This is a genomic window from Halobellus ordinarius (genome assembly GCF_031823395.1).
Classification (GTDB): domain Archaea; phylum Halobacteriota; class Halobacteria; order Halobacteriales; family Haloferacaceae; genus Haloquadratum; species Haloquadratum ordinarius.
The window spans coordinates 1-20,050 of the sequence record NZ_JAVQKJ010000010.1 but is presented as its reverse complement, the minus strand read 5'-3'; the positions used below and the strand labels follow the sequence as shown (position 1 = coordinate 20,050).

Annotated in this window: 22 protein-coding genes; 11 read left to right on the top strand and 11 right to left on the bottom strand. The window is 59.5% G+C overall.

From position 1 onward, the window contains the following. Positions 1-68: 68 nt before the first annotated feature. Genes RJT48_RS15405 through RJT48_RS15390 form a run of 4 tightly spaced genes read right to left on the bottom strand, consistent with a single transcriptional unit; the run spans position 69 to position 4,924 of the window. Positions 69-731 (bottom strand): class I SAM-dependent methyltransferase, encoded by a 663-nt coding sequence (locus RJT48_RS15405; protein WP_311173241.1) that lies wholly within the window; start codon positions 729-731, stop codon positions 69-71. Next, complete coding sequence (locus tag RJT48_RS15400) at positions 728-1,861, bottom strand: succinylglutamate desuccinylase/aspartoacylase family protein (RefSeq protein ID WP_311173240.1); 1,134 nt, start codon at positions 1,859-1,861, stop codon at positions 728-730. Before RJT48_RS15400 ends, RJT48_RS15405 begins: the two co-directional genes overlap by 4 nt. 10 nt (positions 1,862-1,871) lie before the next feature. Beyond that, on the bottom strand, positions 1,872-2,978 hold the full coding sequence (locus tag RJT48_RS15395) for a saccharopine dehydrogenase family protein (protein WP_311173239.1): 1,107 nt from the start codon (positions 2,976-2,978) through the stop codon (positions 1,872-1,874). Next, entirely contained in the window at positions 2,975-4,924 is a 1,950-nt protein-coding gene (locus tag RJT48_RS15390; protein WP_311173238.1) for a copper-translocating P-type ATPase, read from the bottom strand. Before RJT48_RS15390 ends, RJT48_RS15395 begins: the two co-directional genes overlap by 4 nt. A 33-nt stretch (positions 4,925-4,957) precedes the next feature. Here RJT48_RS15390 and RJT48_RS15385 point away from each other — a divergent pair, with 33 nt between their 5' ends. Continuing rightward, a complete protein-coding gene (locus RJT48_RS15385; RefSeq protein ID WP_176329441.1) occupies positions 4,958-5,167 on the top strand; it encodes a hypothetical protein in 210 nt (69 codons plus the stop codon). 276 nt (positions 5,168-5,443) lie between these two features. Here the strand turns inward: RJT48_RS15385 and RJT48_RS15380 are convergent, their stop codons facing one another. Next, complete coding sequence (locus tag RJT48_RS15380) at positions 5,444-5,641, bottom strand: heavy-metal-associated domain-containing protein (protein WP_311173237.1); 198 nt, start codon at positions 5,639-5,641, stop codon at positions 5,444-5,446. A 134-nt stretch (positions 5,642-5,775) separates the two neighbouring features. Here RJT48_RS15380 and RJT48_RS15375 point away from each other — a divergent pair, with 134 nt between their 5' ends. The 9 genes from RJT48_RS15375 to RJT48_RS15335 all read left to right on the top strand — a co-directional run bounded on the left by RJT48_RS15375 (position 5,776) and on the right by RJT48_RS15335 (position 13,209). Then, positions 5,776-6,366 carry an AsnC family transcriptional regulator gene (locus RJT48_RS15375; protein ID WP_311173236.1) on the top strand — a complete coding sequence of 197 codons (591 nt, stop codon included), beginning with the start codon at positions 5,776-5,778 and terminating at the stop codon, positions 6,364-6,366. 92 nt (positions 6,367-6,458) lie between these two features. After that, a complete protein-coding gene (locus tag RJT48_RS15370; protein ID WP_311173235.1) occupies positions 6,459-9,059 on the top strand; it encodes a heavy metal translocating P-type ATPase in 2,601 nt (866 codons plus the stop codon). 22 nt (positions 9,060-9,081) lie between these two features. Beyond that, positions 9,082-9,306, top strand: a complete 225-nt coding sequence (locus RJT48_RS15365; protein ID WP_311173234.1) for a DUF7123 family protein — start codon at positions 9,082-9,084, stop codon at positions 9,304-9,306. Beyond that, the gene (locus RJT48_RS15360) at positions 9,303-10,304 is read left to right on the top strand and encodes a DUF63 family protein (RefSeq protein ID WP_311173233.1); all 1,002 of its coding nucleotides are present in this window, start codon (positions 9,303-9,305) and stop codon (positions 10,302-10,304) included. The genes RJT48_RS15365 and RJT48_RS15360 overlap by 4 nt, the downstream gene beginning before the upstream one ends. Before the next feature lie 11 nt (positions 10,305-10,315). Further along, positions 10,316-10,765 (top strand): hypothetical protein, encoded by a 450-nt coding sequence (locus RJT48_RS15355; protein ID WP_311173232.1) that lies wholly within the window; start codon positions 10,316-10,318, stop codon positions 10,763-10,765. 13 nt (positions 10,766-10,778) lie between these two features. After that, complete coding sequence (locus tag RJT48_RS15350; RefSeq protein WP_345784756.1) at positions 10,779-11,516, top strand: DUF1405 domain-containing protein; 738 nt, start codon at positions 10,779-10,781, stop codon at positions 11,514-11,516. Further along, positions 11,513-12,247, top strand: a complete 735-nt coding sequence (locus RJT48_RS15345) for a CPBP family intramembrane glutamic endopeptidase (RefSeq protein ID WP_311173231.1) — start codon at positions 11,513-11,515, stop codon at positions 12,245-12,247. The genes RJT48_RS15350 and RJT48_RS15345 overlap by 4 nt, the downstream gene beginning before the upstream one ends. A gap of 135 nt (positions 12,248-12,382) precedes the next feature. Further along, positions 12,383-12,691: a cupredoxin domain-containing protein gene (locus RJT48_RS15340; RefSeq protein WP_311173230.1), complete on the top strand. Its 309-nt coding sequence runs from the start codon at positions 12,383-12,385 to the stop codon at positions 12,689-12,691. 77 nt (positions 12,692-12,768) lie between these two features. Next, positions 12,769-13,209 carry a cupredoxin domain-containing protein gene (locus RJT48_RS15335; protein WP_311173229.1) on the top strand — a complete coding sequence of 147 codons (441 nt, stop codon included), beginning with the start codon at positions 12,769-12,771 and terminating at the stop codon, positions 13,207-13,209. Between the two features lie 134 nt (positions 13,210-13,343). On the opposite strand, the gene RJT48_RS15330 is transcribed toward RJT48_RS15335, so the two are convergent. The 3 genes from RJT48_RS15330 to RJT48_RS15320 all read right to left on the bottom strand — a co-directional run bounded on the left by RJT48_RS15330 (position 13,344) and on the right by RJT48_RS15320 (position 15,621). Then, positions 13,344-13,865 (bottom strand): metal-dependent hydrolase, encoded by a 522-nt coding sequence (locus tag RJT48_RS15330; protein ID WP_311173228.1) that lies wholly within the window; start codon positions 13,863-13,865, stop codon positions 13,344-13,346. A gap of 60 nt (positions 13,866-13,925) precedes the next feature. Beyond that, complete coding sequence (locus RJT48_RS15325) at positions 13,926-15,230, bottom strand: APC family permease (RefSeq protein ID WP_311173227.1); 1,305 nt, start codon at positions 15,228-15,230, stop codon at positions 13,926-13,928. Positions 15,231-15,321: 91 nt separating this feature from the next. Beyond that, positions 15,322-15,621 carry a hypothetical protein gene (locus RJT48_RS15320; RefSeq protein WP_311173226.1) on the bottom strand — a complete coding sequence of 100 codons (300 nt, stop codon included), beginning with the start codon at positions 15,619-15,621 and terminating at the stop codon, positions 15,322-15,324. 32 nt (positions 15,622-15,653) lie between these two features. Between RJT48_RS15320 and RJT48_RS15315 the strand changes: the two genes are divergently transcribed. Next, positions 15,654-15,803 (top strand): hypothetical protein, encoded by a 150-nt coding sequence (locus RJT48_RS15315; protein WP_311173225.1) that lies wholly within the window; start codon positions 15,654-15,656, stop codon positions 15,801-15,803. Positions 15,804-16,103: 300 nt separating this feature from the next. Here the strand turns inward: RJT48_RS15315 and RJT48_RS15310 are convergent, their stop codons facing one another. From RJT48_RS15310 to acnA, 3 genes are all read right to left on the bottom strand, one after another. Next, a complete protein-coding gene (locus RJT48_RS15310) occupies positions 16,104-16,805 on the bottom strand; it encodes a methyltransferase family protein (protein ID WP_311173224.1) in 702 nt (233 codons plus the stop codon). Between the two features lie 33 nt (positions 16,806-16,838). After that, a complete protein-coding gene (locus tag RJT48_RS15305; protein ID WP_311173223.1) occupies positions 16,839-17,393 on the bottom strand; it encodes a DoxX family protein in 555 nt (184 codons plus the stop codon). 160 nt (positions 17,394-17,553) lie between these two features. After that, positions 17,554-20,050 (bottom strand): aconitate hydratase AcnA (gene acnA / locus RJT48_RS15300; RefSeq protein ID WP_311173222.1); only part of this gene is annotated, 2,497 nt, incomplete at its 5' end.

Below are 20,050 nucleotides of genomic sequence, written 5' to 3'. Positions count from 1 at the left end.
AAATGCGCACCACGCGTTGCCGTTCCTCCAGCACGTCATCCTTGTTGCGAAGAGGTGACCTTCGCTCCTCACACGAACCGAGAAAGAATCGAGCCTCCGCGTCGGCGTTTGAGCGTTCCACGGACGGTTGGAACGACCTGCGGGATGTTCTCCAGTCGCGTGTAATCGACGAGTTCGAATCGCTCGTCGTTCCGGAATATCTCGTGGGTGTTGCGATTCAGGTGACAACCGCCAGCGACGGTATGCCACGCTGGAGCGAGTACGTCGTGTGCGACACCGATAGCACCCTCTCCGCGGACGTGTTCGAGGAACCGGAACTCGCCGCCCGGCTTCAGTACCCGTGCAACCTCGGAGAGCGCAGTATCGAAATCGGGGATGGTGCAGAACACGAGTGATGCGATGACAACATCGAACGAGTCGTCCGCGAACGGGAGTGTTTCCGCCCCGGCACTCTCTATCTCGATATCGAGTCCCAGTTCGCGAGCTCGTTCGACTGCTTGCCGGCGCATGTGGGGGTCTGGCTCAATCGCGAACAACGTGAGATCGTCACCATCAGTAGCGGCTTCTGTGAAGTACGGAAACATCGCGCCCGTCCCCGTACCGAGGTCCAGAACCCTTCCGGCGAGCTTGTCCACGAGGTAGCGTCGATGGTCGGCAAGTACCGATAGCTCCGCCGGCTTCATCACCGGATCGTACAGTCTTGCGAATATCGGATGAGATGGGTCAGTCATCTGTTTTCCTCCCGTTCAGTTTCTGAGATATTTCTTGCATGTTTTGACTTAGTGCCATGTCCATGTGTTGCGTACCACTGCGACTCGGGCCACTGGAAACCGCCTTCACGGTAGACATCGAAAACGCCCCGCTCGATGTCGTCTCGTATGATGTCAGCGGTCGTCTCGTCGACGCTCACGAAGTGACACAGCGGGTGGCCCGGATATGCGACTGCATTTTCAAGGACCCCCACGACGAGGCCAGTCGACGGCGCACGAACGACTTCGACTTCGTCTTTGAAGTGATCAGAAATCGTGAACAGCGGTTCGCCATCTTCAACGAGGGGGTGTGGGCCCCACTTCATCTCGACGAGCCCACCAGTGTCGGCGCGGAGCCACGTCTTCTCACCATCACGGGCGATGACGCGCGTCCAGCCGGGCCAGGAGACCGGTCGATCTGGCAGGACCTCGTGTTCGGCGAGGACGCTCGCGACGCAGTGGAGCGCCCGATCGAGGTGCGCCGTCTGGAATCGGTGGGCCCGCCCCATCTCGACCGTGACCGTTGGAATACCGTCCCGACAGGCCACGCGTCGGAGTGTCCCTCGTGACCCCTCGCCGTCGAGGATGACGCTCGTTCCGAACGCTCGAGCGAGCCGTTCGACGGTCGGGTCCCGCATGTCGGCGCGGACGTGGTACATCGTCGTGCGGTTGCGCGTCGACGTGTGGAAGTCGAGGCCAAGATCGCACTTCGAGATGAACTCCTCGTAAATCGTGTTCGAGAGCCGTTTGGCCATCGTACTCCGGGCGTTACCGGGGAACGACCGGTTGAGGTCTTCATCATAGATCGGGATGTAGCGCTGCTGGGCGAGGAATCCCGGCACGTTCAGCACGTGCAGGCAGACGAGCGCCCCGTGGATGTCCTCGGGATCGTAGCGATCCGCGACTTCCTGAATGATTTTGACGCCGTTGAGTTCATCACCGTGGACTGCCGCGGTCAGGAAGACACACGGTCCCTCCGAGGTGCCGTTGACAACTGTGACTGGAATTTCGAGTGCATCCCCATGATACGTCTCGCTGCACGCATAGCGGAAGGTCCGCTTTTCGCCTGAGTCGATTGTACGCCCACCGACGGTGATTGAATGTGTCGTCATCATTGCCTCTTCATGGTGTTGGGGTGGCCGGATCGCTTGTTCCGCGAATCCGTTCGCTATTCGTGAGACGGTACCCCCGTTCCCGCAGGACGTCAAGTATCGGTTCGGAATCGAGAATCTCGTGAACGTGGTGGACGCCGTCAGGGACCGTCGTATCGCGGATAGTCATCGATACGGTTGCCGCCACGAGTCCCGTCACCCGACTCTGTTCTTCCCCATCGATTGCCGTCAGCAGCATCTTCGGGGTCGAATCTTGCTCCCCATCGACCTCAACCGTCACGGCAAAGTCGTCCCCGCCAACTGAGAGTGTCGAGACGAGTTCCGTCAGCCGGTCAAGTCCGATTGCCTCGACGGCAGGGCGGTACACTTCGAATCGTGAGAGCCCATAGACTGCCGTGGTGACGGCCCGGGAGTCGAAGCACAGATACGTCTTTGCTGGCACGTCGAGTGTCCGGTGGAGGACGTGTTGGTCCGCGAAGTCGAAGCTGTAGGCCCGACGACGACCGTACCCGGGGAACTCTATCGATTCTGGCGTCACAAAGCCACGGACCGGCCGGGAGCGTCCCGCGTCGGGAACCGTGAACTCTCGACCGATTCGCTCGAGCGTCCACCGACTCGCCGCAGGACCGAACGCCTCGCCGAGACCAAGGAGCACGCCGATCCGGATTTCCGAGACCGTCGATAGCTGGTCGGTCATGCGTTTCGCGAGCAGATTCGTGACGCCGGGCGCGAGTCCCACGCTCAGTACCGCAGTCGCACCGTTGTCTTGCGCGTCAGCACCGAGCTTTTCGACTTGGCGGAAGAACTCGTCGGAGGCCGTCACATCGAGGTAGTCGATTCCCCGTTCGAGGCACGCCTCGACGAACGCTGTTCCGGACTGGTCCACGCACATCACTACTTGGTCGATATCTTCGAGCAAACGAGCGTACGAGTCAGTTCTCTGGAGGTCGAACGCGATGCCAGAGACGTTCTCACCGAGTTCAGCTGCGACAGTGGCCGCCTTCGTCCCGTCGCGGCCAGCGACGACCACTGAGCTCGGTCCATCGGACGCCGTGGCCAGTTCTTTTGCTATCGTCCGGCCCACGGACCCGTAGCCACCGATGATCAGCGTTGTCATACCGAGAGGTCGATTCCCCCGAGTCGGCGGGCGTTAATCGCGACGATGATCGTCGACAGCGACATAAACACGGCGCCGATCGCCGGCGACAGGAGGATACCGATGGGCGCGAGAATCCCCGCCGCGAGCGGGAGCGCGAACACGTTGTAGCCGGTCGCCCAGACGAGGTTCTCCTGCATCTTCCGGTAGCTTGCCTTCGAGAGCTTGATGAGACGGACGACATCCAGGGGATTGTTGTCGACGAGGATGATGTCGCCCGACTCGATGGCCACGTCGGTCCCGGAGCCGATGGCGATCCCGACGTCGGCTCTCGTGAGCGCCGGGGCGTCGTTGACGCCGTCGCCGACCATCGCGACCAGTTTACCCTCGGCCTGGAGCTGTTCGACTTTCGTGTCCTTCTCGTCGGGGAGGACCTCCGCGAAGTACTGGTCGATGCCGAGTTCCTCCGAGACAGCCTTCGCGACGTCCTCGGAGTCACCAGTCAACATCGCCACCTCGATATCCATCCCGTGTAGCGCCTCGATAGCCTGCCGGCTCTCTTCGCGGATGACGTCCGCGAGGGCGAATGCTGCGACAACTTCGGATTCGTCGTGAACCAGGTAGATAACCGTCTCTGCGTTCGAGCCAGCTTCCTCCGCGAAGGCAGCGATGCCGTCGGATCGTTCGATACCGAATTTCTCAATTAGGTTCGGGCCACCGATATGAACCGTCTCGCCGTCCACAGTGGCTCTGACGCCGAGACCGCGGAAATTCTCGAAGTTCGAAACGCTCGCTCGCTGGATGTCCCGTTCCTGGGCGGCGTCCCGGATGGCGCGAGCGATCATGTGCTCGGAGTCACCCTCGACACCAGCGGCGACTTCGAACGCTCTCTCTTCACTCCAGTCACTTGCCGTCTCGACACCGACGACGCCCTGTTCGCCCTTCGTGAGTGTCCCGGTCTTGTCGAACATCACCGTGTCCAGATTACGGGATTCTTCCATGGCAATGCGGTCGCGGATGAGCATCCCGTTCTGCGCAGCTGTGGAGGTGTTGATCGCGACGACGAGGGGAACAGCGAGCCCGAGCGCATGGGGGCATGCGATGACGAGGACCGTCACGACGCGTTCGAGGACTGCAATGTTGAATCCGACCGCGACGACCCACGCGACGGCCGTGATAGCAGCGACAGCGAGTGCAACGTAGAACAGCCAGCCTGCGGCCCGGTCGGCCAAGAGTTGCGTCCGTGATTTCGACTGTTGGGCTTCCTCGACCAACCGCATGATACCCGCTAGCGCTGTTTCGTCGCCGGTCTTCGTGATGCGGACCCGGAGGCTCCCGTCCTGATTGACCGTGCCAGCGACGACTTCAGATTCGGGTTCCTTGCCCACAGGGCGGGACTCGCCAGTGATCATCGACTCGTCGACCGAGGACTCGCCCTCGACGACCTCACCGTCTGCAGGAACTGACGCGCCCGGCCGAACGAGAACAACGTCGCCTTCGCCAAGTGTGGAGACGGGGACCTCTTCCGTATCCCCGCTTTCAGTGACGAGTTCTGCAGTATCGGGCATAAGCTTCGCGAGCTCGTCGAGCGCGCCGGAGGCTGCCCGGACCGACCGCATCTCCACCCAGTGGCCCAACAGCATGATGTCAATCAGCGTCACGAGTTCCCAGAAGAACGGCGTCGTCCCCTCGAGGAACAGACTCGCAACCGAATAGACGAACGCGACGGTAATCGCCAGCGAGATGAGCATCATCATCCCTGGCTCGCGAGTCTTCAGTTCGGTACGTGCCATCGAGAGGAACGGCACGCCACCGTACGCGAAGACGATCACCGCGAGAACCGGCGTGATCCAGACGCTGCCGGGGAACGACGGCGCAGTGTACCCGAAGACATCCTGGATGAACTCGCTGAAGAAGATGACTGGTAGTGAGAGTACGAGCGACACCCAGAACCGCCGCCGAAACATCTGCTCGTGACCAGTGTGATCCGTGTGTCCGCTATGATCGTCGTGTCCGTCCTCGTCGACGTCTGCACCGTGATCGTGCCCGTCGTGAATAGGCTCTGTCTCTGCAGAAGGTGGCGATTCAGTGTCGGCGTGATGGTGACCGTGTTCGGCGTCGTGATCGTGCTGTGCGTGTTCCTCCGTGGAGTCGGATTCAGTACGAGCCTCGTCCCCTGTCGCGTGAGCATCGTGTTCTGGGGAATGTGAGTGCTGCTCGGATGTCGCACGAGCCGTTGGACGCGCTTCTTCGTCTGCGTGTAACTGGCAGACTCGGCAGCAGTAGACGGGGCCGTCGGTCTGGGGAGATGTCTGAGAATCCGATGCGGATGTATCGGATTTCTCGTGATTTGGATTGTTGCTCATTTATTGTGTATTGGTGCCGTCCCCCATGATTTAGTCCTGCCCCCGACATCGCGAAGGAGGTCAAGAAGATCCGGAGTCGAAGGAACGGCTGGGCCTCCGGTGACGACGGTTCGGTGGTTCTCAGGCGTGTGCCGTATATCCAGCGTCTTCGATGGCCTGGACGAGTGCCGTGACGTCAGCGTCGCCGTCAACGTTTGCCTGTCCGGACTCGCGATCGGCGCTCGCATCAGTTACGCCGCTAACCTCCTGAAGCGCATCTTCGACAGTCTGTTCACAGTGCCCACAACTCATCCCTTCGACGGTGATGGTCTGGCTCATATCCACTAATGAATAGGGGAGGATATGCTATGTGGTTTTCTGCTTAGATTCCAAAGTAAATTATGTCGTAGATCAGTAGTGTCGAAGGCGTCTTGTGGACAACAATAATGTAATCCGCGAGACGAGGCATCAGTATGCGCAACTTGGATGAAACCGATCTTGAAATTCTCTCGTTACTGGCTGAAAACGCTCGCCGCCCGTTTAGCGATATCGGCGAGGAAGTCGACCTGTCGGGGCCAGCGGTTTCTGATCGAGTGAAACGGTTACAGGAAGCGGACATCATCAAAAATTTCACGATCGATGTCAATAGGGCCCACCTCCGGGCCGGTGTTCCAGTGTTTATCCAAGCCGAGATCAGTCCGGGATCGCTGGAGGCAGCCCGTACCCAGGTTCGCGAGTCAGACGGCGTCGAACACGTCTTTACGACATCTGAGGGAGAACTTTGGTTCTACGCTCGCGTCGAAGCACAGAACATTCGTCGGTGGGTGAATGGACTCTTCGACGAGATCGAGATAACGGAGTATACAGTCACACTCGTTGACGACGTCGAGTGGACACCATCCGTCGATGGGGTTGGTTTCGCTCTTACGTGTACCGAGTGTAACAATACCGTCGATAATGAGGGTGAGACGACGAGGATCGACGGCGAGATCTATCACTTCTGCTGTTCGTCCTGTCTGTCACGGTTCGAAGACCGATATCAGCGATTAGAAGAAGGCGTATAACCGACTTTGAAATCTTAATTTTGACAGGGCCTAAACCAGCTTTCTCGTAACAGAAAACCGTCTAAATATGGACCCCCTATAGTAGAATGAGTATGACAAGCCGAACTACACATCTCGATATCACAGGGATGACCTGTGCCAACTGCTCGGCGACAGTTGGCGACGCGCTAGAGTCCCTCGACGGCGTCAGCGAGGCGAACGCGAACTTCGCCACGGATGAGGGCTCCGTCGAGTACGATCCTGACGAGGTAACGCTCGAAGAGATATACGAGGCGATCGAAGATGCCGGGTACGGGGCAGTGTCTGACACGGTGACTATCGGCATCTCCGATATGACCTGTGCCAACTGTGTACAGACCAATGAGACTGCCCTTGAGAACACGCCAGGTGTCATCGCAGCCGAGGCGAACTTCGCCACCGACGAAGCCCAAGTCCGGTACAATCCCGCGGACACGTCGCTGGATGCGCTCTACGATGCCATCGAGAGCGCGGGCTACTCGCCCGTCCGAGAGGACGGCGACGACGGCGACTCCGGTGAGGACGCGCGCGACGCCGCGCGGCAGGCCGAAATACGAAAACAGCTCCGACTGACACTGTTCGGGGCAGTCCTCTCTGCGCCGTTGCTGTTCTTCCTCATCGACAACTATCTTCTCGGCGGCGCCTTCGTCCCCGAGACCGTCTTCGGCGTGGAACTCGGTTGGGTCGAGTTCCTGCTCGCGACACCGGTACAGGCGCTTCTCGGCTGGCCGTTCTACAAGAACTCGTACAATGCGCTGGTGAACAACAAGCGTGCCAACATGGACGTGCTGATCGCGCTGGGATCGACCACCGCCTACGTCTACTCCGTTACTGTGCTACTCGAGGTGATCGCCGGCGGTCTGTACTTCGACACGGCGGCGCTTATCCTCGTGTTCATCACGCTGGGCAACTACCTCGAAGCCCGTTCGAAGGGACAGGCCGGTGAAGCACTCCGCAAGCTGCTAGAGATGGAGGCGGAGACGGCGACAGTCGTCGACGAAGACGGCAACGAAGAGGAGATTCCGCTCGAAGACGTCAAAGTCGGTGACCGGATGAAAGTCCGGCCCGGCGAGCAGATCCCGACCGACGGTGTCGTCGTCGACGGGCAGTCGGCCGTCGATGAATCGATGGTGACCGGCGAGTCCGTGCCCGTCGAGAAAGGCGAGGGCGATGAGGTTGTCGGCTCGACGATCAACGAGAACGGCGTGCTCGTCGTCGAGGCCACGAAAGTTGGGGGGGACACCGCCCTCCAGCAGATCGTCCAGACGGTCAAAGAGGCCCAGTCCCGTCAGCCCGACATTCAGAATCTCGCGGACCGCATCTCCGCATACTTCGTGCCGGCGGTCATCGCGAATGCCGTGCTGTGGAGCGTCGTCTGGTTCCTGTTCCCGGAGGCACTAGCTGGCTTCGTCGACTGGCTCCCGCTGTGGGGGCAGGTCGCCGGGGGGCCCGTGGGCGGAACCGTCACGGTGTTCGAGTTCGCTATAATCGTGTTCGCCTCGGCAGTCCTCATCGCGTGTCCCTGCGCGCTGGGGCTGGCGACGCCCGCCGCGACGATGGTTGGGACCACAATCGGCGCACAGAACGGTGTCCTGTTCAAGGGTGGTGACATTCTCGAGCGCGCCAAGGACGTCGACACCGTCGTCTTCGACAAAACCGGCACGCTCACCGAGGGTGAAATGGAGCTGACTGATGTCGTCGTCTTCGACGGAGATGGCCAGCCTGTCACCGACGGTGGGGATCCTGCTGCCGATGGGGGCCAGCTGACAGCTCGTGACCGACTCAGTAAGGACGACGTGTTGCGGCTCGCGGCCAGCGCCGAAAGCGGCAGCGAACACCCGCTCGCCCGCGCCATCGTCGAGGGTGCCGAGGAGCGCGGGTTAGACGTCACCGGCCCGGAGGACTTCGAAAACGTCCCCGGTCACGGGATCCGTGCCACGGTCGGCGGGAGCGAGGTGTTGGTCGGCAACCGCAAACTCCTCCGCGACAACGACATCGACCCCGCGCCCGCAGCGGAAACGATGGAGCGCCTCGAGAACGAGGGCAAGACTGCGATGCTGATCGCCGTCGACGGTGAGCTGGTGGGCGTCGTCGCCGACGCCGACACGGTCAAAGAAACCGCGAAGGACGCGGTTAGCGCGCTCCAGGAGCGCAATGTCGACGTGATGATGATCACGGGCGACAACGAACGGACCGCTCGTGCGGTCGCGAAGCAGGTCGGTATCGACCCGACCAACGTGCGTGCGGAGGTGCTCCCAGAGGACAAATCCGATGCCGTCGAGTCCATTCAGGCCGAGGAGCGGCAGGCGATGATGGTCGGTGACGGCGTCAACGACGCCCCCGCACTCGCCGTCGCACACGTGGGTACGGCGATTGGGAGCGGGACGGACGTCGCCATCGAGGCGGCTGACGTGACGCTGATGCGGGACGATCCGCTGGACGTGGTGAAGGCGATCCGCATCTCCGACGCGACGCTGCAGAAGATCAAGCAGAACCTCGTCTGGGCACTGGGCTACAACACCTCGATGATCCCGCTGGCATCCCTCGGACTGCTCCAACCGGTTCTGGCTGCGGCGGCGATGGCGTTCTCCAGCATCTCGGTGCTGTCGAACAGCCTGCTGTTCCGTCGGTACACGCCCGACCACGATTACGAACTGTTGGGGAAGCTCCGGTAATCACGCGTCGTTCCAGTCCATCATGTCCAATATTTCACGTCGTGCGGTACACGCATACCTCGTCGAGACGGCCGATACCGAGCCCACCTACCTCCGGGCGCGTGACATCGCCAGCGACCTCAACGGATCGCCGAAAGCCGTCGCACAGTATCTGAGCCAGCTTCAGGACGACCTCGCCGACGTCTCGCTCGAACAGTGGGGTCGGTCGAAGAGCACAACGTGGCGAGTCGAGGTGGACGAGTCGTGAGCACTGTCACACAGCGCGTCGAAACCGTCCTCCCCGACACGGGGACTCGCGAGTGGTGGGCGCTGTATCTGCTTGCCCCGGTCGTCCTCATCGGTGCAGCGCTCCTCGCATTCCCAACGCTCGTCTACGATCGATTCGTCTGGCAGTATCTCTGGGGGCCGGTCGTCGCAGACGCCGCCAGCCAGCCGGTCACCCACGAGGGGATACGGGCCGTCCGGGGGTATAATGCCGTGAACACGGTGACCTATCTCGGTGCAGTCGTGTACAGCCTTCCCGGCCTCCGAGCGTATCTCAACCACCTCGGTGTCACGCTCGACGCGCGACTCGCATACGGGTTCGCGCCGATAATCGTCGCCGGCGGGGCGATGCGTGCACTCGAGGACATCGGACTGCTCGGTGACTACGCGGTGTGGTTCATCACCCCGTCGATCTATTTCGTCGTCACAGGCGTCACAGTCTTCGCGCTCGGCCTTGGCACACTCGTGCGCGACAGAGGCATCGGATCCATCCCGGCAACGGTCGGAGTCGTCGGGACAGTCTGGGCCGTCAGCGCCGTCGGATGGGCACTCTGGTACGGACTCTCGACGGCGACCCCGCTTCGCCTGTGGGTCCCCGTCGCGACGACGGGAATCGCCCTCACCGTGACTGCTCTCTACTACTGGGGGACGAGCTTCGTCGACGTCGCACACCTCCGGCATCCACTCTTCCTGCTGGCCGTCTTCGGACAGACGTGGGACGCCGCACAGAACCTCATCGGCGTCACGTTCCTCGGCTACTCGCCGAAGCTGGTCATCACGAACTTCGTGTATCAAGCGACTGGCTTCTCCGGATCGACGTTCGTCCTCAAACTCCTCGTGACCGGCGGAATCGTCTGGTACCTTGCGGACGCGAAAGACGAGATGAACCACACCTGGTGGTGGCTCATGACGTTCTTCATCGGGGCGATCGGACTCCCGATGGGAGTCCGTGGGTCACTCCGGATGATGCTCGGTGTCTGACAATGGATACGATGAACACAGATGATACGACACGACAGTATGGCGCGGCAATCGCACTCGTCTCGGGACTGTACTCGCTGCTCTCGGTGACAACCGGCAGTGGAATGATGAGTTCGAACAGCGGGCTCCTCATGGCGCTCCTTGGTGTCATCGTGCTCGTCCATGGAGTCGTTCTTCTGACACCCTACGCGAGCTGGCTCGGGAACGCGAGTGGGCCGCTGATGATCGGCTACTCGCTCCTAATGTTGCTCAATCAGGCACTCGTCGGCGTTACCGGGAGTATGGACTGGGGTATGGGTTCCGGAATGGGCAGCGGTATGAACGGCGGGATGGGCAGTGGAATGGGCTCGTCGATGACTGCCGGAATGGGCTGGGATCTCGGCATGGTCGCGCTCGCAGTGCTGATGCTTCTCAGTGGGGTTATTATGACGAACCGGCGAACCGACAGTTCCGGGATGTAATTCAGCGAGACGAATGCCTTCCACACCTACAGCGACCACAGATTGTCTGCCTAACTACCTTGCCCCACTCCCCCGGCAACTGGAGAATCTTGCACTCCGATATGCGTGGCTCATTGTCATAATAAACCTCGCGGGGACCGCGTTCGGGTTCTGGTACTACCGCTTCCAGCTCGCCCAAACTCCGCTGGTCATGTGGCCGTTTGTCCCTGACAGCCCCGCCGCGACGCTGCTCGTCGCGCTCAGTCTCGCGGCGTGGAAACTGGACCTCGACATTGAGTGGCTCCACATGCTCGCCTTCTTCGGCAACATCAAACTCGGACTCTGGACGCCGTTCGTCCAGCTGTTTCTCAACGGTCCGGGGGGTATCGAACCCTGGCTCTACTGGTTCCTCATCGTGAGCCATCTCGCGATGAGCCTCCAGTCGTTCCTGATCTATCGCTATGCCGAATTCTCGGTCGGAGCGGTCGCCGTCGCAACCGTCTGGTACGGGTTCAACGATATCGTTGACTACTTCGTGCCACTCGTCGGGGAATTCCATCACACGTTCCTGCGGGCCGAACTCGTCGACGGCACGCTCAACCATGCGCTCCGGGCTCACGACCTCGCAGCGGCCGCCGCGGTGACGCTCACGCTTGTCGCAACGTTCCTCGCACTGGCAACACGGGTCAAAAAGATCGAGCTTCAACGATCACCTGCCCCAGAACAGAGAGGATCGGCAACTGATTCGAATGGAGGGGGTGTCGAGCCGTGACGAACGGTCGGCAGCAAATCCGTGCCGTGGGGATTACTCTCGGGATCGCGCTCGGGAGCTTTGTCGTGGGGGCGATTCTCTTGATGCTCGTTTCACAGGCGCTCAGTGCCGTCGGGATTTCTCTCTCGGATCGTCCGGCGCTCCGTCTGGGAGTGAGCACAGTGTTACTCCAGGGAGTGACGTTTGGCGGTGTTGCCCTCTTCTATCTACAGGCCCGCGATATTGGCTTGGAATTTATCCGGGTTCGCGTTCCAACACGCCGTGATATCGCTTGGGTCACAGGGGGATTCATTATGTTACTGGTTGCCGTCCGGGCACTCTCGGCGATCATCGCGTATCTCGGATTCGACCACGCCAGCAACCAGATCATCGAAGTCGGGCGGGAAGAGCCAACCGTCTTTCTGGTGCTGATCCCGCTCTCGTTTCTGCTGGTGGGCCCCGGCGAGGAACTTCTGTTTCGAGGGCTCATTCAGGGGACATTGCGAGAATCGTTCCATCCGATGCGAGCGGTCGTCTTGGCGAGCCTCATCTTTGCGATGGTCCACGTCTTTTCACTCCAGGGGAGTGGGAAACTCGTATATATTGGCGTGGTCTTTACGCTCGCCCTCGTGCTCGGGGTGACGTACGAACTCACCGATAATCTCGCTGTGCCCGCACTTATCCACGGCGCATACAATGCAGCCCAGTTCGGCCTTGCATACTATACGGTTACACAGGGTACTGCATTGTAAGATGCCCAGATGCCATCGAACACACACTCACGACGGTCGGTGCTTCGCCAAGGTGGAATCGGTGTAGCGGCCGGAATGTCCGTCGTCTCGGGGTGTCTCGGTGGGCTCAGTGGCTCTTCGGGCCCGACCGTGACTATGACTGACGACCTTCGGTTCGACCCAGCCGAGGTCACCATCGAATCTGGAGAGACTGTGACGTGGGAAAACGAGAGTGGGGCCCCTCACACGGCGTCAGCGTACGAGGAGTCGCTTCCAGAGGGAGCAGCGTATTTTGCCAGCGGTGGGTACGAATCCGAACAGGCTGTCCGACAGAGCACGTCGGCACGCGGCTTTCTCGAACGCGGCGAAACGTATCAATATGCGTTTGAGGTTACCGGGACGTACCAGTATTTCTGCCTTCCACACGAGGAGAACGGGATGATCGGCACCGTCATCGTGGAGTGAGACGCTGTTTGAACTGGATGTGGTGTCCTCATCAAAACAACTAATGACTGCAACAATGTAGTTTGTTAACTAGAAATATGATTCGGAGGAGGCGTTTCCTGACAGTTACAGCCGCGAGTACAGTCCCTCTCGTAGCTGGGTGTACGGGAGCAAACAACGGGGGAAGCGGGAGAGATGGTGCTACTGTTGAAGAGACATCGGATGTCTCAATGACGGGCAACCAGTTCCAACCCCGGAACATCCACGTCGACGCTGGGACGACAGTCACGTGGTCGAACGACGACGACTTCGATCATACTGTCACAAGTGCTTCGGATAACTGGGACAAAGACACGAATGTCTCTGGTGAGGGTCAAACGACACACACGTTCGAGAACAATGGCGTGTACGATGTATATTGTACGATCCGCGGCGGATCTGACCTATCGGGGATGGGCATGAAAGTCGGTGTCGGCGACGCCACAATCGAAAGTTCACTCGGTGGCGACAGCGGGGGCAGTGGTGAAGACCCATACTGAACGATCCCTGAAGAAATTACGCGTCGTATCGCATGTCGAACGGGAAGCGTAGTTTCCGTGGTCTTCAATTGCTGTTTTGTATAGCGGTGGTTGCCTTGGGTACGATCCAATAGCTATCTTGAAAGCCATCATAGTCAGTATCTCGTTGAACCAAAACTTCCATACCCTGGTTTCCCATCGTAGAGCCAGAGAGCAACTGCGAGAATCGTTATTCCGGTCTGTGCAAGTACGTACGGCGTGGGTGTGACAAGGGAAAGTAGCTCCTGAACGGTGTCGATATGATGGTAGTCAGTTATCAGCGGCCAGAACAAGAACACGAACGTCTCCTCTGGAATAAAAAGAGAATCAACGAGGTCTGCACCGAGATGGGAGAAGTGACCGAGAATATAGGCTAATGCGTCCTTTGAGCGGCCGAGACGACGGCTAATGTAGACGACAACCGCGATGAGGAAAATTGTTGTGAAAATTGAGTGGGCGAGCGACCTGCTCGGGGCAGACGAGAATACGAATGACACCGGTTTGTCAATGAGATCAGGAAGCAACGCACCGGCCATGAGGGCAATCATCACCCCTCTATCGATGTCACCACGTCCAGAAATAGAGAGACTCGTTCGGTAAACGAGATACGCGACTGCAGCGTGGACCCAAAAGAGCACACCCGACAATACGATTCGAACTATATAATAATTCAAACACCACGAGAGATCACGATCCCGTCATCGTTGGATGCCGTCGGTTCCTGAGCGAATAGTCTCGCGCTCGAAATAGAGGACCTCCAGTCCAAGAAGAACGACCGTCACAACTAGTACCACACTAAAGACGGCAGGCTCCATAACTGCGAGGTGGTACACTAACGAGGGAAAGAACAGTACTGCACCCACCACGCCGACCACAGGAAAAATACCTGTGGAGAACCCCTCCCGATGTCTGAACGCGAGGAGACTCATCGACCCGAAGACCGTGATGAAGGCAAGCGACGCGAACGACGTGATCCCCTGAAGACTCCCGTAGGCGGTGAACACAGCCGTGATCAGGCCCAATACGAGGAGTGTTCGCGTAGGAATACCGTCAGCGTTGGCGTCTCCAATCCGATCGGGGAGGAGATCGTCTTCAAGCATACCCGACGCAAAGTGGGCCGCCGAGAACAGCGTCGCGTTGATCGCGCTCCCAGTCGAGAACAGCGCCGCCAGAGAGATGAGGATGAACCCCGTCCGACCCATGAACGGTTCGGCCGCGATAGCGAGCGACACCTCGGGATTCGCGGCGATCGTTTCTGGCTGAAGTAGGCCCGTCGTGACGACTGTAACCAGGACGTATAGCCCGAGGGACACAGGAATCGAGAGATAGATCGCCCGTGGAATGGTCGTCCGAGCGTTCCGAAGACTTCCCTCGTCGTAGAAGAGTAGCTGCCAACCCTGAAAGGCGACGAACGACAGGGCGGCGGACATGAGCAATCCGCCGGTAGCAACGGAAGAGAGTCCGGTCGTCAGCTGCCCTGTCCGTGCTCCAAAATAGAAGCCCCATACACCGAAAATGAGGAGAATCCCAACCTTCGCGGCGACGAGGAGCACCTCGGTCACGCCACTTGCCCGAGCACCGAGGACGTTCAGTACCACGAATCCAAGGACGCTGAGCACCGATACGACGGGGCGAAGTGGAATGCCGAGAGCGGTTTCGACGCCAAGAAGTTTCGTCGCGAAACTGCCGAACGCGAACGCGTACATACCCATCGACCCGATATAGCCGAACAGAAGCGTCCAACCGACTATCCCAGCGACCGTTGTCGACTCAACGAACTCCTCCAAGAAACTGACCGATCCGCCGGTCACGTCCCCAAGCCGCTGGAGGCGAACGTACGAGTAGCCAGCGCAGAAAGCGACGATACCACCGCCGGTAAAGGCGAGCCACGCCGCGGGCCCCGCCATTTCCGCAACGACGCCAAGCACCGCAAAGATCCCACCCCCAATCATGCCACCTAGCGCAATCGAGACTGCACCGAGAAGGCCCAGCTTCTCGCTCATCGTGTCTCCCTTGGGGTGCCCCGTTTAGGCCAGTTGTCGTTACGAATCCAAACCAGCCGAGTCCTGAATCGGAAATCGGCTGCGTCGACGGTCAGGTTCGAAAGAGCGAGTAGAACCACGCTTCAGTGTCTGGATGAAGACCGGTATGAACTGCCTGGACCGCCGCAGCGACTGATACGGCGAAGACGGCGTGAACGAGGTGTGTCGGAACCCAGTCGACCGCTACTGCGCTCACCCCGAGGACTGCAGCACAGAGCGCACCAACACCGATTCTGAAAAAGAACGGACGCTGAATCACTAGCACGGTGTCCCCATAGAGCAGGATGTAGCAAAGGAACGCAAGCCCACCAGCGACGAGTGCCGAGAGGAGCGAAAGCAGTAGCGCTGTCATCGAAGTTCTCCCCCAGAATATCCAAGTCGCGGATGAACGTATCCGAGTACGCCGATTACGGCAGTAACACCGAGAAGAGCACCTGTTTCCACGGCAGCGATCAGGCCGTGCGAAAGCGGCGTAACCATCCCAAGATGGGCAATCCCGAACAAGAGGGTGACGAGCGGCACTCCAACGAGTAAGTGGCCGTATCGTCCCTTGTACTGAGACCAGATCGCGGGCGTTTTGCTCGCCGTGTACGCGGTGCTCGCGAGGATGATACTCGTCAAGAGAAGTTCGCTGGGGGACGTGAACATATGGCTGTTCTCACCAGCCAGCTATAAGTTCATTACTCCGCATCGAAAATGTCGCACCCCTAAATTCTAGCTTCCATTAAAAAGTGACAAGAGGATTAGAGGAATCTAAAACAAGATATTCTACAGATAGAGGCCCAGCCGTATGAAGAGAGTACAGAACGAGACCGTGACGATCACTGACTGAACTCAGGGATTCTCCGAATCGTTTCCGCGGGTGCGAGACTCGGCCACAAGATCGCGCCACTGAGTCACCCGGGGAAGAAACATCGGTACCTTGTCCTGATACGTTCGATACTCCTCACCGAACGCAGCAACCATATTGCGCTCTTCCTTCCTTGCAAGCCACGTGAATACCACGAGCACGATGGGGAACAGAGCGACCGAAAAGATCGTGGGCCAGTGAATAATTCCTTCACCAAACATTGCAATGAACAGACCGGTGTATTGTGGGTGGCGGACGTACCTGTAAAGTCCATCAGTAACAAGTCGATCGTCCTGCCGTGCACGGTAGACCTGTCGCCAGCCTTGAGCAAACAATCCGATGCCGACGAATGCCACCGTGTAGCCGAGCAGCATTGATACAAGCATCCCGGCCTCGCCGAAACCAATCAGCGTCGACCAGAGGTTTGTGCTGACATACTCCCGATCTAACCCGAAAAATCTGACTAGCAGATAGATCGTGAGCGGAAATCCGTACATCTCTGCATACAACGCGATGATAAACGCCTGCACCACACCTGCCCCGACCCACTCGCGCCAGCTATCTGGAGCAAAATACCGATAGAAGAACCAGGAAACCACGACGATAACGATTAGTGCGAGTCCCCAGGCTGCGGGGTTAGTAACGGAAAAATCGATTGCTGAAACCATCAAGACGTTCAGAGACATTCTATGGGTCGATTCTCTACCAGAGTAAATAACTCATCCTAGAATGTATCGGGTCCAGGGATACCGTTCCACGAGTGGTACACCATCAACCTTGTACTGTTCAATATACGCATCAAGACCGAGGATACGTCCTGCGCCGAAAGCGGCGACAGAGAGGAAAACGAGCATGTACGCGAAGTCCCCGTTGATGTAGCCGTGTGCGGTGTCCCAGTTCCCGAAGTAGAACAGTAGCATCAGGAACGCGCCCCAGAACGCGGCCAGTCGGGTGAGGAAACCCACGATCAGGCCGAGGCCGATGAGAACCTCGCCCCACGGGACGGCGATGTTGACGAAGTCGACGAACCAACCCGTCTGGCCCATCGAGACGAAGAGATCGGCGAGCGGACTGCCGTTCGCGGGCGGCGCATTCTGGAGGTAGCCGGCCGCGTTGAAACTGCCGGAAAGGACCTTATCTACACCGCTCTGGAAGAACGCGATCCCCATCATCAGTCGTAGTGCAAGGATGAACCAGACGCTCAGGGTGTGAAGCTTCCCGCTCGCCGTAAATCCGCCAATTGAGCTTTGTAGTTGGATTTCTTGTGATGACATACCGTAGACTGATTCGTAGGAATTATATAAAGATGCGTCTCCCCTCCGATTCACGTGAGGAGGTGCCACTGTTTTTCGAGAAGGAGCCGGCTCCGTAGTGTATCACATCCGGCAATCTTCAAGCTGTCTCGAGTTCGAGCGGAGAAACGGGGAAGTGTCCCTATTTTTGGGAGAGTAGCCGTCGGAGGACGAGATGAAGGATGCCTCCGTTTTCGACGTATCGAACGGCTGCAGGCGTACCGACCTGGGCAGTAACCGGGAATTCGACGGTCGATCCATTAGCCCGTTCTGCGAGGACGGTCAGCTCGTCGTTCACGTCTAACCCGTCATCAAGGCCACGGATCGCGACGATCTCCGAGCCGTCGAGGCCGAGCGACTCCCACGAGTCTCCCTCTTGGAACTGCAGCGGGAGGACACCCATACCGACGAGATTGTCACGGAAGATTCGTTCGTAGCTTTCGGCGATGGTAGCACGGACTCCCAACAGATCCGTCCCCTTCGCAGCCCAGTCACGACTCGATCCCGTTCCGAGTTCCTCGCCAGCGAACACGACAAGCGGCGTGTCGTTCTCGCGGTAGCGACGACTGGCCTCGAAGACCGTCGTCTGTTCGTCCGTGGGGTTGTGAATCGTGTAGCCACCTTCGACGTCGTCGAGCATCTGATTCTCGATGCGGACGTTCGCAAACGTCCCGCGCATCATCACCTCGTGATTCCCTCGCCGAGCACCGTACGTGTTGAACTCGTGCGGTTCGACACCGCGCTCCACGAGCCATTCCCCAGCCGGTTGCTCGCGACTGAACGGTCCGGCGGGACTGATGTGGTCCGTGGTGACCGTGTCCCCGAGCAACAGGAGTGTGCGGGCGTCTTCAACGTCCGCCACGCCGGGTTTCTCCAGCGGGAAGTCCTTGAAAAACGGCGGCTCTCGGATATACGTCGAAGACTCGTCCCACTCGTAGACGTCACCGCTCGGCGCATCGAGCGCATCCCAGTGCTCGTCCCCCTCGAACACCTCGGCGTACTTCTCCTCGAACATCGCCGAGTCGACGCTATCGTGAACCGCCGTATGAATCTCGTCGGGGTCGGGCCAGATGTCTGCGAGGTAGACTGGGTCGCCCTCAGCGTCCGTTCCGAGCGGGTCGTGTTCGAGGTCGATGTCCATGCGGCCGGCGAGGCCGTAGGCGACCACGAGTGGCGGACTGGCGAGGTAGTTCGCCCGGATCTTCGGATGGATGCGTGCCTCGAAGTTGCGATTGCCCGAGAGGACACTCGTCGTCCAGAGGTCTTCGGCGTCGATCGCGCGTTCGATCGGCTCGGGCAGTGGTCCGGCATTCCCGATACAGGTCGTACAGCCGTAGCCGACCACGTTGTAGCCGAGGTCTTCGAGATACGGAAGGAGGCCCGATTCCTCGAGATATTGGGTGACAACACGACTTCCCGGAGCGAGACTCGTCTTGACGTACGCGGGGACGTCAAGCCCACGCTCGACAGCGTTGCGAGCGAGGAGTCCTGCCGCGAGCATCACCGAAGGGTTCGACGTGTTCGTACAGCTGGTGATGGCGCTAACTACGACGCTCCCGTGGCCGATTTCAGTCGTTTCGCCGTGTACGTCGACTTCGACCCGTTTGTCGAGGTCGCCGACGTCCAGCTCCGGAAGATCGGGGTCCGGTCGGTCATCGGAAGCGCTGCTTTCGCCAAGCCATCGGGTGAGCGCGTCCTCGTCGATTTCGTCCAATTCGTCTTCGAATTCACCGTGGACCAATCCACGGAAGTGCGTCTTCATGTCGTCCATCGGGACGCGGTCCTGAGGCCGCTTCGGCCCGGCGAGACTGGGAGTTATCGTCGAGAGATCGAGCTCGACTGTTTCGGTGTACTCGGGGTTCTGCTCGCCGAACAGCCCCTGGGCGTCGAGATATTCACGGACCAGTTCGATGTGCTCCTCGTCGCGTCCCGTAAGCTCGAGATAATCGAGAGTCGCCTCGTCCACCCCGAACATCGAGATGGTCGAACCCTGTTCGGGTGCCATGTTCGCGATGGTCGCCCGGTCCGGAACAGTGAGGTTCGACACGCCCGGTCCGAAGAACTCGACGAAGCGGTCGACAACCCCGACCTCGCGGAGTTGCTCGGTGACGTGGAGGACGAGGTCGGTCGCTGTCGCACCTTCGGGTAGTTCGCCGGTGAGTCGGACGCCGACGACCTCGGGGAGCTTCATCGTGATGGGCTGGCCAAGCATCGCGGCTTCCGCCTCGATGCCGCCAACGCCCCACCCGACGACGCCGATACCACCGATCATCGGCGTGTGGCTATCAGTTCCGACGAGGGTGTCGGGGAGCAGCCACTGCTCGCCATCACGCTCTCGGGCGTGGACGACCTGGCCGAGGTATTCAAGGTTCACCTGGTGGACGATCCCGGTTCCCGGCGGTACGACGCGGAAGTCGTCGAAGGCCTGTTGGGCCCACTTGAGCGCTCGATAGCGTTCGCCGTTGCGCTCATACTCCAGTTCGACGTTCTTCTCGTATGCGTCCTCAGAGCCGAAGTAGTCGACCTGAACGCTGTGGTCGATGACGAGATCGCACGGGATCTCCGGTTCGACGAGGGTTGGATCCTCGCCCTTGCGCTCAACCGCCGAGCGGAGTGCCGCGAGGTCGACGACGGCGGGA

Excerpts from the sequence above, each read along its gene's own strand:
- RJT48_RS15405 (WP_311173241.1), bottom strand. The coding sequence starts at position 731 with ATGACTGACCCATCTCATCCGATATTCGCAAGACTGTACGATCCGGTG.
- RJT48_RS15400 (WP_311173240.1), bottom strand. The coding sequence starts at position 1,861 with ATGACGACACATTCAATCACCGTCGGTGGGCGTACAATCGACTCAGGC.
- RJT48_RS15395 (WP_311173239.1), bottom strand. The coding sequence starts at position 2,978 with ATGACAACGCTGATCATCGGTGGCTACGGGTCCGTGGGCCGGACGATA.
- RJT48_RS15390 (WP_311173238.1), bottom strand. The coding sequence starts at position 4,924 with ATGTTTCGGCGGCGGTTCTGGGTGTCGCTCGTACTCTCACTACCAGTC.
- RJT48_RS15385 (WP_176329441.1), top strand. The coding sequence starts at position 4,958 with ATGATCGTCGTGTCCGTCCTCGTCGACGTCTGCACCGTGATCGTGCCC.
- RJT48_RS15380 (WP_311173237.1), bottom strand. The coding sequence starts at position 5,641 with ATGAGCCAGACCATCACCGTCGAAGGGATGAGTTGTGGGCACTGTGAA.
- RJT48_RS15375 (WP_311173236.1), top strand. The coding sequence starts at position 5,776 with ATGCGCAACTTGGATGAAACCGATCTTGAAATTCTCTCGTTACTGGCT.
- RJT48_RS15370 (WP_311173235.1), top strand. The coding sequence starts at position 6,459 with ATGACAAGCCGAACTACACATCTCGATATCACAGGGATGACCTGTGCC.
- RJT48_RS15365 (WP_311173234.1), top strand. The coding sequence starts at position 9,082 with ATGTCCAATATTTCACGTCGTGCGGTACACGCATACCTCGTCGAGACG.
- RJT48_RS15355 (WP_311173232.1), top strand. The coding sequence starts at position 10,316 with ATGAACACAGATGATACGACACGACAGTATGGCGCGGCAATCGCACTC.
- RJT48_RS15350 (WP_345784756.1), top strand. The coding sequence starts at position 10,779 with ATGCCTTCCACACCTACAGCGACCACAGATTGTCTGCCTAACTACCTT.
- RJT48_RS15340 (WP_311173230.1), top strand. The coding sequence starts at position 12,383 with ATGACTGACGACCTTCGGTTCGACCCAGCCGAGGTCACCATCGAATCT.
- RJT48_RS15335 (WP_311173229.1), top strand. The coding sequence starts at position 12,769 with ATGATTCGGAGGAGGCGTTTCCTGACAGTTACAGCCGCGAGTACAGTC.
- RJT48_RS15325 (WP_311173227.1), bottom strand. The coding sequence starts at position 15,230 with ATGAGCGAGAAGCTGGGCCTTCTCGGTGCAGTCTCGATTGCGCTAGGT.
- RJT48_RS15320 (WP_311173226.1), bottom strand. The coding sequence starts at position 15,621 with ATGACAGCGCTACTGCTTTCGCTCCTCTCGGCACTCGTCGCTGGTGGG.
- RJT48_RS15315 (WP_311173225.1), top strand. The coding sequence starts at position 15,654 with ATGAACGTATCCGAGTACGCCGATTACGGCAGTAACACCGAGAAGAGC.
- RJT48_RS15310 (WP_311173224.1), bottom strand. The coding sequence starts at position 16,805 with ATGTCTCTGAACGTCTTGATGGTTTCAGCAATCGATTTTTCCGTTACT.
- RJT48_RS15305 (WP_311173223.1), bottom strand. The coding sequence starts at position 17,393 with ATGTCATCACAAGAAATCCAACTACAAAGCTCAATTGGCGGATTTACG.